The following is a 13,836-nucleotide window of genomic DNA, read 5'->3' on the forward strand; positions in this document are numbered from 1 at the left end:
AAAATTATTTCACATTCTGATACTGCTGCACTTAAATAAATGTTTTTGTCTTGAATTAATTGATTTTGAAACCCTTGAAGTTTTACTATAACCTCTGATTTAGACCAATACAAATACTCTTAAACTTTATATTAATATTATAATTCTTAATTAATACTTCTTTATTCATTTTATACCAACCATTGTGTTAGAGTTTTACCATCACAAGTCATTGCGTTTTTCAAATCATCTAAAGGAATATTAGGTAGTCCTACATTAGTAAAAGAAATATTTAATGAAACAAGTATTTTATCAATCTTATATGGTCCTTTGGAGAGCACATTTAGCCATTCAGCTTTGGAATATTCTTGAGGAGGATTACCAGTCATTTTAGCATTATTCACTCCTTGTCTAGACCAAGAAATAAATGTAAAATCTGGAGACGAAAATGTAACCGCACCATCGTTATTGATTTTGTAAATATTATTAGCCGTTATAATTTCAGCGGTATAAGAAATGGCAGGTAAATCAATAGTGAATACTTTATTCTTTTCTATCACTACTTCTCTTGTAGGTAAATCAATTTTCTGTAAATCATCAACTAACTTAAATGCTGCCTCAATATCATTTTTGTAAATTGGACTTTCTACATCATCGTGCGACATCGGGTTTAACAAAACTGTTTTATACGTTTTTAATCCATCAATAATTGAGTTCGGTATTTCTAATTCTAACTCTTTATAATACTCTTTCAAACGATTTATTAATGTGTCTAATTTAGGTGGTTTTAACAAGCCTTTAACCTCTTCGCTTAAAGTATAGGTTTCGGGAAGTTTTTCTTTTAACGTTTTTTCAAGAACTTTTCTCAATGCATTAGCTGCAGCAGGGTAATCATAACTATTTTTATATACAACAGCCTTTTCTATATCTGATTTTACATTATCATTAATTTCTGGACCACTAGACCCCTTGTAAAATTCTAGAAATTTCCAATCGGTTAATTGAACCTTTGCTACTTCATACCAGTGCCTGTCATAAGTGGTGATGAAAATTTGAAAGTCTTGAAACTCTGGTTCTTTTAAAAGTTTTATCAATTTTAAACGGTGTTCATTATCTAAACCAATAAGAATATCATCTAAAAACAATATTTTAATGTCTTGTGAAAAACTTGATTGACGTACTATTGCCCCTAAAAATATACTAATAGCAATAGCTGATAGTTTTGCTTCATTTAATGAAAAATGAGGATAATGAGTATCTAAAGAAGTTCCGTTAGAAGAAATTAGTAATGCTATTTTAGGTTTACTTAACTCACCTTTCTGATCAACATTTATTCGATGTCTTAAAAAATTTATTTCTAAACCAGGAATTAAAGTATTTAAAATTTTATTTACCACAGGACCCAAGTAATCACTACCTCCTGTAAAAAACAATCTGTCTAATGCATTATTGAAAGCAACAGCTTTTACTTCAACAGCTTTACGTTTTTTAGTTGCGTGATAATATTTACCACTCCCATAAGGAATTTTACTTTCTGCTAACAAATCACTCCACAATTTACCTAGCTCTACACCCCCTGTAACTGTTTGTGATTTATAATGTTTTAATACCCCTTTTATTACTAAATCAAAAATATTTAACTCATTATCCAACTTTACGTTATGAACACCTAAAAGATGTTTGTAAGTCACGAAACTTTTTAAACGATTTGCATCTATTATGCTTGGAATATTTGTATCTCTTCCAGAATCAGATAATGAATTAGTTGTATTATTGTCAAATTCCACTTCAATAGCGCAATCTGTTAGCCCATCGGTTAAGTATAAATTGCGCAAATTTGCCATATTGATATTCTCAACACTCGATTGAAAGAAATCTTTAAGCGCGTAATAAACAGAACTTTTACCACTACCATTTTCACCATAGATAAATACATTTTTACTACCAATAGCAAGTATCTCTGAACGCTGAAAAGCTTTGTATTTGTTAATGGTTATATTTTGTATTTTCATACGCTTAAATTTTATTTTTATTAATCAATTGAAACTCTGCAATTGTAATTTAGATTGGTATTAATATTCATAATGGCTCATTTCGAATTATATCTTTTGTTGGTATTTTAACACCGACTTTATAGAAATTTTCAAACTGACTTATTGGATTGAGAAAAAGTTTGCTTTCAAAACTTTCTAGAATATCACTCGTTTGATCAGGAAAAACTATTAAACAATTTAATAATGTTGACTTCCAGAACTCCGATTTTATATTGGTTTTAGATAATGTCTTTTTATCTCTTGCATAACCACTTAATTGTCTAATATCATCAATTTCATAATTATTATTCACATATAGATTCTTGTATTTTGCATCAATTACTAGTTCTTTACCTTCTGTGATTCGTAGATAATCTAACTCTCCATAATTTGCACTGAATTGAAAAACTATATCTTTTCGACCAAATTCTTCTTTTAATATACCTAATACATAAAACTCAAATAGTTTAGGCATATCTATCCAATATGGATAGACATTTACGTCTTGATTGTTAGAGATTGAATTTATATTATAACCAAACCTCTTTATAATCATTTTAGCTAATTCTAAACCTCTATTGTATTCCGGAAAAAAATTATCGTTTTTAAAGTGCTTAATTTCAGATATTGATATACTTGAATTAACTGTTTTAAATGCTGGTGAAATGTAATTAATTAATGGTTCAAATTTATTTTCTAGGGTTTTGAATGACTTTAAATACTTAATTGAAAACAATAATGCTTTTTTTAAAATTCGGTTTTCAGGGCTGTCAACACCAAATTCTTCATATGCACAATAGGTATATAGATTCTTATTTCTAAACAGGTTTTGTTTAATGGTTTTAGACACCAATATTTTACCTCTTACATTTCCGTAAATATTTTTTTCGACTCTATAATAACTCTTTCTCAACCCTTTTCTTACTATTATAGAAAGCAGCTGTAAAAAGCTTACAATAATTAACGGTGTAATTAAATCTTGATCTTGTTTAACTTTTATAGGTTTAGCATCCAGATCCACAAAAAATAAATCTTTACCAAAACTAGCCATTTCAGGATGTTGCATCCCTTTTGATAACATTGACAGGTAATTGATTTTACTTGATTCTGTATCTAATTTAGGGGTTACATTTATAATATTTTGAGTTGAACCTAACCTAGAAATACCAATAAAATATCCTGTTTTTACAAACCCTTTTTCAAGATTAATTTCTTCTATTAATTGATTTGGGTTTTTTAATAAGTCAATTAATTCCTCTTCATTAAATTCGTAGGAATACGAATGCTCTTTAATATTTATTTTTTTAGCATTCATTAAAAATTATTTGCCAATAACTTCTTTATTTCATCTTCTGCGGAAGGTAACAGTATCCCATCATTAACATACTCATTTAATAATGGTATCACTTCATATTTTGTTTTGTAATACAGATCTTTTCCTTCAACCAGAAAATAACTATGACCTACTTGAATATCATTTACATCAAATTCAGGAGAAATATTATTTTTTACAATATTTCTAATAACGTTGAAAACCTTTTTAGCTTCCAAATTAGTTATTACCTGATCATTTACTGGCACTGGTATAAAGGTAAATCTTCTACGTATTGCATAATCTAAATGGCTAACACTTCTGTCTGCTGTATTCATAGTACCAATTACATACAAATTATGAGGAATGGTTATACCATAACCCTGTTCTGTTTTGTACATACTGTTTACCATTTTACCCCTATATTCTAAAGCATAAATTAACTCACCTAACACACTGTTTAGGTTTGCCCTATTGATTTCGTCTATAATAAGCACAAAAGCTTTATCCTGATTTTCTGGTTTAGCTGCTTCGAAAGCCATTTGACCAAGGATTTTATTTTCAACATCATAAGATATTTTTTCATCAACAACATTTACTTTAACACCTCTAACAAAATCATCATAAGTGTATGATGGATGAAATTGAATAATCTCTACATAAGGGTTGTCTTCAACTTCTGGTTCTTTATTAAACATCTTGTTTTCGATTGCTTCAAGAATCGATTTTTCTTTATCTGACGTTTCATCAGTTAACCATTCTGCTATTTGTTTGGCTAATCTTGTTTTTCCTGTACCTGGTGGTCCTTGAAGAATTAAATTCTTAAACTTTACTGCTGAATGATTTAACATAGTTTTTTGCTTATTTCTTATGTAATCTAATATTTTGAAAGTTTCGGGGTAACATTCTTTAAACCTATCAACAGTATTAGCTGTTGCATGACTAAAACCATCCCATTGTCCTAACGCTGTAGATTGAATTTTACGGTTGTCTTTAACTAACCATATAATTTTAATCATTAAATCGTCATCATAGCCATTGGGTAAGTACTCATTATTTACTATTAAACCAATACCCCCTAGTCGTTTAGTGCCTCTTCTTACCAAAACCACGTCACCTGGTTTATAATCTTGTAAAGGATATTTTGTATGTTCATTTAAAAATGCACTTCCTGTATAAACACCATTTTTGTTTACAAAATCATCAAAATAATCGCCTTCGTTTTGACCTTGAGCATTACTGCTTACTTGACAATAGGTATTAGAAACCCTTAACTGCTCTCCTGAGGTTGTATTAAGTAGGTAGTTGAGTAAATTAATTTCGTAGTAATAACATCCTGGAAAGTTACTTTTTAATATGCTTAAAACATCGTAGTAAGGCAGTATGCCATCTTCTTCAATTTGTAAGGATATTAATTTTAAATTATCTAATGAATCAACAGGAAGCTTATTCATTTGAGTATCAAAGGGCATATACTCGTTTGGATTTATTAAAAACATTGCTTGTGTTAGCTTTGTTACTCCAACATTTTTTAGCGCTAATACCTTTAAAAAATCATCGTTATTTATTTCTTCCCCATTATACACTTGATGAAATAAATTCCATAAACAATCATTTCCAATATCTATACCTTCGCCATCTACATAGTGCCCATTAAAAAAAAACAGACTTTTTGTATTAGGGGTAGGCGTTGGGAAAATAAAATCGGTTGGTAAATTTTCTTCTAAACCACAAACCGCTTTAATGCTTTCAAAAATATATTTTCTTTGATTTTTTGTGTTTTTTTGAGCTATAGAATAAATAATTGAAAACGGATCTGTTATTGAAAAATTCAATATTGCTGTGCCCTCCTCAAATAGTTCATTAGCAAGATTAAGTAACAATGAGTCACGGTTACTCTTGTCTTTACTAATCTCAAACATTTTAATAGCTACAGCTTTAAAATAAGGTATCCAATCGTAATAGGTAATATTAGATTTCATTGATTACGATTTTAAAGCCTCTCTAATAATACGTACCTCTTCTATACTATCTAGGGTTTCAATAGCAAAACGCACCGGATGATCTGGGTGGTACAACCGCTCATATTCGCTCTGTATAATGCCTAATTTTTCCTCTTCACTCATACCTTCTCTAATAGGTTTGAGGTCAGAAAGGTGTTTTAGAATGGATTTGTTGGCGGATTGAAATTCTTCTTGAAAATAAAGTTCAAACACAATAGAATCCAAGAGTAACTCATAAAAACTAAATTCCTCATTTTGGTTTAAAGATTTTGATGAAATAACATAATCAACTAAAACTTCATAAGGTTTTTGCTCTTCTTTTTTTATTTGAGGAATAGGAATCTGCTCAACATACTGTTTGGTATAGCGTTTTCTGCCACCTGCAATTTTTGCGGTAATTTGGAAAAAGTAATAATCCGAAACAGAAGAATTTAAAACCCCTGTTAAATACTTTAAATTATCTCCAGAAATGAAATAGGCTGAATTAGTCAAGAAATGAGATTCTGAATCATAAGCGAAATTTGCTTTGTTCGAAATTTCAATCCATACAATCTTTTCATTCAAAAATTCATTCCAATAGTTTGAACCATATCTTTGTAATGCATACCATTCATATCTTATACCTGTCTCACTTTTATTTCTATCAGATAATTCATTTTTAAAACCTTCTAAATAATTATACAAATAAGGATAATCATTTTTAAAAGCCACTTCAGCCTTCTGTGAGGCCTTTGTTATTGATAAATCATCCTGCAATGGAAAATGCCAAGGAATAAATAACATATAATTATCATCATACTCGTATTTCCATCTTTTAATATCCTTCCCTCTTAATAAAGGATATATATACTTGTTGGCTTTTGGTTCTTTTTTTATCAATTCATCTTTTACATCTTCATTAAAATGAAATGCCTTATTATATCCTGTTGTTATGCCACGAAAAAATTCTAATTTATGCCATCTTAAAAGTTTTGTTCCTTTACTTTCAATTATTCTATTAATACGGATTTCTTCTTCTGTACCAATTTTCCATACTTGTTCACCATCTAATCTAATTTTAACGCTATTGTTTAAAAAGTAAGTGGCGAGTGAAACATTTGGTAATTTATCTCCCTGCATAGCAACGGCTTTGACCTTTTTTTCTGGAAAACTGTTTTCAAGCATTAATATATTCACGAATACCGTAGCATTTGGAAATATTCTAACTTTTGCAAAATCAATTAAAAGGATTGGGTTTGTTTTTGTTGAAAAGAAATTTCTTGATTTTTTACCATAAGAAGCATTAATCCATTTGTTTGATGTTATTAGATTTAAATTCCCTCTATTCTTGAGTTTTCTAAAGCAATTTTCATAAAACAAAACATACAGATCTCCGGTTGATACAAAAGTCTCGTACTTTATTTCTTTTAAAATATCTTTGTAATCAACTTTAGAAATTGATAAGTAAGGGGGATTACCAATTATAACATCAAACCCACCTTTTTTTTTCCATACTTCAGAAAAGAACAATTCAAAGTCAAAGTCTATAGTGTAACCTTCAAAATCTTCGGCAGTTTTTAAAACCGTTTGTATCTTGTCATTGATTCTTTTGCGTAAAGATTTCTTTTCTTTTTCATTAGTTTCTTTATAAAACTTCTTCTTTAAAGTTTCTAATTCATCTTTTAAAGTTGGGTATCTATCCGCACCTTGTGGTGGTAAACCAACTAAAGAATTACCACAAACAATTTTATAATCGAGGTTTGGTAAAGTTTCTATAGGTTCTAAATCATCTTCATCTACCACCAAAGAGAGCCATAAACGTAAACGTGCAATATCTATCGCAGAACGGTCTATATCTACACCATAAATACTTTCTTGTATGATGTGTTTTTTTAAGCGGTACACATAACGGCTTTCGCTCACTTCGACTTCGCTCAGTGCAGGCTCGCTTTCTATAAGTTCAAATTTTAGCAGTTTTTCTTTTAAATAATTGTTGCTTAAATGTGGTTTTAATAGTAGTTGCGCTGTAACCAACTCGTGTAACAAACCAACAGGAAATGCCCCAGAACCAATAGCAGGGTCGCAAATGCGTATTTCGGTTAGTTTTTTATCTATAAAATCTGCATTGTTACGTACACTTTCTGGCAATAAGAATTTATAGGTTTTGGTCTCACCACGCTCTGCCACACGTACATCGTTTTCTAATGCTAAATGCCCTTCGCGTATGTATTGTTCTATATCTTTTTTGGGTACAATAATTTCATTGGTTTCAGCTTGTATGGTTTGTTGTCCTGTTTTACCTTGATTTCCAAACATATTTGTTTGGTCATCACCCAATTCTTGGTAAGTGTTATTGTAATTATTTAATGCATTATCTAAATAATGTATTAAGCTTTCTTGACACATATAATGTACAATTTCACGAGGTGTATAGAACGCTCCTTTACTCTTACGTTCTTTAATCTCCAACATATTTTCGAAGACTTTCCCTAACATTTCAGGGTCAACCGCCACTTCTTTATCGAGCGGTTCGTCTTCTTTAATGGTAAAGTTGTAACGGTCAAACACATCGAGAATCCCTGTACCTATGTCTCCAGATTTGTTTTTTTCATCATTACGAAATAACTCGGTAGGAATAACGAAATTGGCGTTTTGCCAATCGTACTGTGCTTCAAAAAGTCCTCCATTTAAAAATGGAATACGACAGTTGAAACGTGGGTAAAACGAATTGTCGTTATCACGTTCTTTTGCCAATGCTTCATAAAACAAGTATTGTAAATAGTCTTTAAAGAAATTAAGATTTTCTTGTTGTGCCTTTTCAAAAAGTTTTTGCACAAAGTGTTTGTCACCAAACCCCCAACGTTCATTTCTTGGTACACCTAACCAACCTTTTTTCTGTAAAAAGTATAAGAATACAATTTGGCCTAATAACTTTTTGGTAAAGCCTGACGCATCTAATTGGCTGTCTTGAAAAATAGATAAATCTTGTTTTTCAAAATACTCATAGACTTTAATGTATAAACTTTTGTATTGTTCAAAAAACTCATCGGTTACACGTTCTATACTAAACGCTTTTTCTAACTCTGAAATGGTTGGATTATTCGCAATGTTTTGTAAAAGCGGTAATAATTGCGTTTTTGCGGTATGCGATTTCTCGTATTTACCAACTAGAAAGGAATAACGTTTTGCAGGTGTAAACTCCTTACGCATTTTTACTTTTTGCTTTTCTTCATCTAAATAGGATTGATGTTCCATTTTTATAAAAGAAAAACGCCAATCGAACCCATCGTCTTCTTTAGAATAAAACGCTACTAAAGCATAATCTTTCTCAAAATTATTAAGATGCTTAATCACAAAGTTTCGTAATGCTGTTCTGGCTCTTTCCAGTTTAGAGACATTCTTTACTTGAACAATCAAGACATCTAAAGCTTCCCCTTCTGGATCTATGTATTTACCAATGCGTTTGTAGTAGCTTACGTGGTCGCGTTGGTCTTCCCAAATGGTATTGCCACTATATTTATTCTGTTTTATTTCAAAGTCGTTTAATAGGTTTTGTATGAAGTTTGTAAACTGTGCTTCATCAAACGCATTGTTAAACGTTTTATCAATTAGGTTAATAGCTGAATTTTTATCCATAATTACTTATTGGTAATATATCCTGAAAGAATGACTTCTCTTTTCTGAAATTTTTTATTGTCTTTGTTGGTTATATCCAATTGAATACGACCATACTTGCGTAATACTTGCAACACTTGTAAAGGTTCTATCACTTTTTCTAATTCTTTTTTTACAATTTGAGCGGTTTTCTTTGCCATTTTACCTTCTTTAAGCGTTGCCCTTACTGCTGCTATAAATTCTTCGTCGGTTTCGGTAAAGCCTTTAAAGTTTTTAAATAGCTTATCTTTTATGATGCGGTCTTCAATGTATTTAGCATTAGAACGTCCTTTATTACCACCTGTTTCTTCTTTGGATGTGGTATCTAGCGTAAATTTCGCCCTGTTGGTTTGCAACATTGTAAAGAAGTTTTCAGGGACTTTGGCTCTTGGCGTTTTTGGTGTACATTCTAATTCTTGAACAGCATCAAAGAACGTCACCTCATTGGATTTACCACTTTGAAACTGATAGAACTTTTTGAGTTTGCCAATACGGAAAAAAGTTAGCATTGTCTGTAATTCAACATCATTATTATTAAAACCACTACGAGCCTTTTTTGGTAGCTTTTTAATACGCTCGAATAAGTCTGCTTCGTTATCTCTGATGTTTCTAATGATTTCTAAATATTTCAACTCGGAATCACCTACCTCATCTTCTCCTGAATAAGCCTTTTTATTATTTAAGGTGTTGAATAACTCTTGACTACCAAACTCCTCACCATCACTTAAATATTTAGCATCTTCTCCTAAAATATCGTGAAACATTTGAATTTTATTCGTGATGTTAACTTCTAGTCCTAAATGCGCATCGGAATGTGTTGTTGGAAAAAAGTTGTAGATATATACAAAGTCAAATGCACTACCTAAACGATTTACACGACCCGCACGTTGTAATACACGTGTTGGGTTCCAAGGTAAATCATAATTCACCAATACATTTGAACGATGTAAGTTTATACCTTCTGCTAAAATATCTGTAGTTATTAAAATTTGAATATTGTTAACTTGGTCTTTCTTTTTTCGATTAGGGTCGAAATTACATTGGATAATATCTCTTGACACATTGTGATTAGATAGTAAGGTATCGTTAGTATGTCTACCACCTTTACTTGAAAAGAACATTACCTTTTCTGGAAATTCTTGTAATAAGGCTTCATATAAGTAATCTCCTGTTTCTTTGGATTCCGTAAAGATGACAAGTTTGCTTTTTTTAAGTGTTTTATCTTTTTTTAAGTCTTGAATAAACTTTTCTAGTTTTGGGTCTTCATTAACTGTTGACCATAACTCTTTTATACCTTTTAGAATATCGAGATCTTTTTGAAGTAAGTCAGGATAATTCTGTGTAAAATCTTCTGATTTGTATTTATGAGCCTTATCTTCATTTACCAACTCTTCTAGTTTATCAATATCATCGTTTTCCAATAAATCATATACATCTACTTTTTTACTTATGTAGATAGTACCTGATTTGTACATATCGATAAAATTCTCATAAGACTTAATAAAACGGTTAATACTCATTCTGAAGGCATAAAAACTACTCTCTAATCGTTTTACGAGAATACCTTTCATAAAGCCACCAACGTTTCGTTGTTGTTGCTTTTCAAATTCCGTTAATTGCTTATTTCCCTTGTAAAATAATAAAGGCGTATAACGGGCATAAGTAAACTCTAATAGCTGTTGAATGGTAGATTTAAAAATGATTTCTAAATTTCCTTCATATTGATAGACAATTTTGCTTGGATCGTTAAGAGTTGGAAATACTAAACCTTGTTTTTGCATATCATTTTGAAAGTAGGTCATGACATCATTACGTGTTCGCCTTACCATTACATAACGCAATACATTGTTACGAATATCATCAGATATTTCTTTAATAAGATGCTTGTATTCTGGGTCTGCTTTATCTACCTTATTCAATCTTGTTCGTAAACCTGCAAAGTATTTTTCAAGATTTACTACTCCTGGAATTGTTGAATTTTTTGGTGATTGGAATAATTTAAGTTGGGCAAAAATATCGTTAATGGTATTGTTGAGAGGTGTTGCAGTAACAAGAATTACTTTTTTGTTATTACAAATTTCCAATAAGTCTGCATAAGCTTGTGTACCTTCATTTCTAAACCTATGCGCTTCATCTACCACGATATAATCGTATCGTTCTGTTCCCTTTTTTAAAATATGAGTTAGCTTTCCTAATGATTCAACCTCAAAACTTCTAATACCAAAATCAAAAAGAGAGTCTTTCCAATATTCTTTTAATACAGGTGGACAGATTACTAAAGTTCTACCTAATAATTGTTGTAATAATAGGGCCGTAATGAATGTTTTACCAAGTCCTACTACATCAGCTAAAAACACACCATTATATCTATCTAATATTTTTTTCGCTTGTATGGCCGCTTGACTTTGGTATTTAAGTTTCATAAACCCATCAGGTAAAAATGGGTCGAACTCATCTTCTAAATTTATATCTTCTTCAAGATATTCGTAAATTAACTTTAAGTACAATTCATAAGGCGTGATATTTTCACTTAACCACGTTTTATTTTCAATAGTATCTATAAAATCTTCTGAAATATCAACAGACTCAGCCCATAGTTTATTGAATTGGTCTTCAGCAAATAATACATCCCGTTTTGTTCTTAACTCTACATTAAATTCACGATTTGCAATTAAGCCAGATTCAGAAAAGTTACTCGAACCTGTAATAACAAATCCGTAGTCTCTATCTTCTGGTTTAAACTTTCCGATATACACTTTAGCGTGAATGTTTTTAGATGGATATGCTCTTATTTCTAATTTTTTACCATTACCGTGATAAGCTTTATCTATTTCGGGATCTGAACAATCTGCGTTTAAAAAAGCTATGAATTTTTCAATACCCTCTTGTAGTTTGTTTTCAGGTTCTTCAGTATCTTCAATTTCTTCGAGTAAATTCTTTTGATATACTTTCTTGGTTCTTTTATGTGATTCTAAATCCAACATCGCCATTTCTTGATTATGTGAAATAATATCGTAAGAGTCCTTATCTACATTTAACCCTACCAGTATTCTAATTTTCTCTAAAGGTTCAAGGGAATCATATAATCTATGAAAACCACTTAACCTGAAATAACCAACTAACACATCAAATAACTGTGTATCACGTAAAGTTGATTTGAATCTATTTAATAAACTATGGCCTTCTTCATTAGTGAAAAACGTTAAGTCTGTTTGGTCTAAATTTGACATATTCTTATTTGCTTCTATTGATTTTCTATTAAAAGGTCACTAGCCTTTACGTTTAAAATTTCTGATATCTCATACAGTACTTCAAGACTTGGTTGGGTGCGGTTTTGCACATAGCCATTTACGGTGTTAAAACTCTTACCTAACTTATCTGCTAACCAGACTTGTTTTATGCCTTTTTCTTCTAAAACTTCTTTAATGCGATTCATAAGGGAAAATTGAACAATAAATATAGGATTTACTTTATAGAAATATACTGTTTTGCGTTATGTTTTTACAATGAGATTAAGAATGATATTATAGAAGCTTTACATTGAAAATATAATAGATAGAAAAAATATTAAAGAAGTTTCGTTCAGTAAAATTGAAAAGGGAATAACTACGATATCTTAATCGTTGGACTAATGTTTTGTATAAATTTGATTTTTTAATATTCGAATGTGGAGACTTACTAGGAATTACCACCTAAATTCTGACTTTAGATCTTCTAATATTTCTTGTTATTCCGTAAATTTTGGATTTAAAATATATTTTTATTTCTATACTAGATCTGAATATTCGAGTAATTTACTTACTTACAGCAATGTTTTAAATGAAGATCCCTGAATTTATCTTTTATTTTAGTTATAAAGTTTTTTTACTTAAAGCATCTCCTTTTCAAAACTATTATTAGCACTTTACTAATTGACTAATAACAGAATTCATCATTAAAATTTAAATTACCTCTGACGGTTACTTACCAGTAAATTACCCCCCGTACCCAAAGGGTTTTTAGGGGACGGGGTACTCTTTTTAGAACTTTTAAAAGAGAGTCTTTTTAAGGCCATATAAGTAATTTAAAAATTCAGAAAAAAGAATATTTGTTTAATTAATAAAGTCCTGGAAACAGGCAATATCAAAATGAAATTCTTATTTCTGATTAACTTAAAAAAATTACTCACTATTAAAGTCCCAAAAACTAGAGGTACTTCATTACGCAAGGGAATTTTATTCTATGGGTTATTAACCATTATCGGCCTATTGCTTGGTGCTGCAATAGCAACGTACATATTCTTCGGAATAATCATACTCGCTGGAATGATTGCGCTTATTGAAAGTAACCGTTATCTTAAATATCTTGCTGTTAAAAGCAATAAGTTAATAGATATTTTATTGTTTGCACTTTCTTTATATGCTACTATTTCATTAGGGATAACTATTACGGCTTCAATAACATTTGCTGGGTTAGGATATACGCTTGTTTATGCTCCAATTTTGAGAAGAAATAAATCAGAGTAGAATCTAATTTTAAAGCTTGTACTTACACCTCTACTTAACCCATAAAAAGTAAAACCCTGTAATACAATTAATTACAGGGTTTATTGCGGAGGAAGAGGGATTCGAACCCCCGGACCCGTGAAGGTCAACAGTTTTCAAGACTGCCGCATTCGACCACTCTGCCATTCCTCCAATGCGGGGGCAAATATAACACCCTTTTCTTATTCAAAAAAATCCTTCCATAGAATTTTTGAGCAATTCTTGGGTCTTCAGAAGGCAGCTATCTTAATACAATTTAACAGGCATCGTTAATTCCGTCTCAATTAATACTTCTATAAGAGAAACTCTCATATTGAGGTTGTACTTTTATTGTAGAAAATTTAAAAAACCAA

The 13,836-nt window shown here is 30.6% G+C and carries 7 protein-coding genes and 1 tRNA gene; 1 reads left to right on the forward strand and 7 read right to left on the reverse strand.

Annotated elements, in window-relative coordinates; all coding sequences use genetic code 11:
- Window positions 1-170: 170 nt before the first annotated feature.
- The 6 genes from PO830_RS10305 to PO830_RS10330 form a co-directional block, all read right to left on the reverse strand.
- Complete coding sequence (locus PO830_RS10305) at window positions 171-1,991, reverse strand: AAA family ATPase (protein ID WP_272853483.1); 1,821 nt, start codon at window positions 1,989-1,991, stop codon at window positions 171-173.
- Between the two features lie 67 nt (window positions 1,992-2,058).
- Window positions 2,059-3,327: a 5-methylcytosine restriction system specificity protein McrC gene (locus PO830_RS10310; protein ID WP_272853484.1), complete on the reverse strand. Its 1,269-nt coding sequence runs from the start codon at window positions 3,325-3,327 to the stop codon at window positions 2,059-2,061.
- Window positions 3,327-5,306: an McrB family protein gene (locus PO830_RS10315; RefSeq protein ID WP_272853485.1), complete on the reverse strand. Its 1,980-nt coding sequence runs from the start codon at window positions 5,304-5,306 to the stop codon at window positions 3,327-3,329. The genes PO830_RS10310 and PO830_RS10315 overlap by 1 nt, the downstream gene beginning before the upstream one ends.
- Before the next feature lie 3 nt (window positions 5,307-5,309).
- Window positions 5,310-8,942 carry an Eco57I restriction-modification methylase domain-containing protein gene (locus PO830_RS10320; protein ID WP_272853486.1) on the reverse strand — a complete coding sequence of 1,211 codons (3,633 nt, stop codon included), beginning with the start codon at window positions 8,940-8,942 and terminating at the stop codon, window positions 5,310-5,312.
- A 2-nt stretch (window positions 8,943-8,944) separates the two neighbouring features.
- Complete coding sequence (locus PO830_RS10325) at window positions 8,945-12,190, reverse strand: helicase-related protein (RefSeq protein WP_272853487.1); 3,246 nt, start codon at window positions 12,188-12,190, stop codon at window positions 8,945-8,947.
- A 14-nt stretch (window positions 12,191-12,204) separates the two neighbouring features.
- Window positions 12,205-12,396 (reverse strand): helix-turn-helix transcriptional regulator, encoded by a 192-nt coding sequence (locus PO830_RS10330; RefSeq protein ID WP_272853488.1) that lies wholly within the window; start codon window positions 12,394-12,396, stop codon window positions 12,205-12,207.
- Window positions 12,397-13,087: 691 nt separating this feature from the next.
- Between PO830_RS10330 and PO830_RS10335 the strand changes: the two genes are divergently transcribed.
- Window positions 13,088-13,465, forward strand: a complete 378-nt coding sequence (locus tag PO830_RS10335) for a hypothetical protein (protein WP_272853489.1) — start codon at window positions 13,088-13,090, stop codon at window positions 13,463-13,465.
- Between the two features lie 86 nt (window positions 13,466-13,551).
- Here the strand turns inward: PO830_RS10335 and PO830_RS10340 are convergent.
- Window positions 13,552-13,636 (reverse strand) — tRNA-Ser (locus PO830_RS10340).
- Between the last annotated feature and the right edge of the window lie 200 nt (window positions 13,637-13,836).

It is taken from the genome of Altibacter sp. HG106, assembly GCF_028561755.1.
Taxonomy (GTDB): Bacteria; Bacteroidota; Bacteroidia; order Flavobacteriales; family Flavobacteriaceae; genus DFVG01.

Bases quoted from the DNA above. Each gene is read 5' to 3' on its own strand.
- PO830_RS10315 (WP_272853485.1), bottom strand. From the start codon at position 5,306: ATGAAATCTAATATTACCTATTACGATTGGATACCTTATTTTAAAGCT.
- PO830_RS10335 (WP_272853489.1), top strand. From the start codon at position 13,088: ATGAAATTCTTATTTCTGATTAACTTAAAAAAATTACTCACTATTAAA.
- PO830_RS10310 (WP_272853484.1), bottom strand. From the start codon at position 3,327: ATGAATGCTAAAAAAATAAATATTAAAGAGCATTCGTATTCCTACGAA.
- PO830_RS10320 (WP_272853486.1), bottom strand. From the start codon at position 8,942: ATGGATAAAAATTCAGCTATTAACCTAATTGATAAAACGTTTAACAAT.
- PO830_RS10325 (WP_272853487.1), bottom strand. From the start codon at position 12,190: ATGTCAAATTTAGACCAAACAGACTTAACGTTTTTCACTAATGAAGAA.
- PO830_RS10305 (WP_272853483.1), bottom strand. From the start codon at position 1,991: ATGAAAATACAAAATATAACCATTAACAAATACAAAGCTTTTCAGCGT.
- PO830_RS10330 (WP_272853488.1), bottom strand. From the start codon at position 12,396: ATGAATCGCATTAAAGAAGTTTTAGAAGAAAAAGGCATAAAACAAGTC.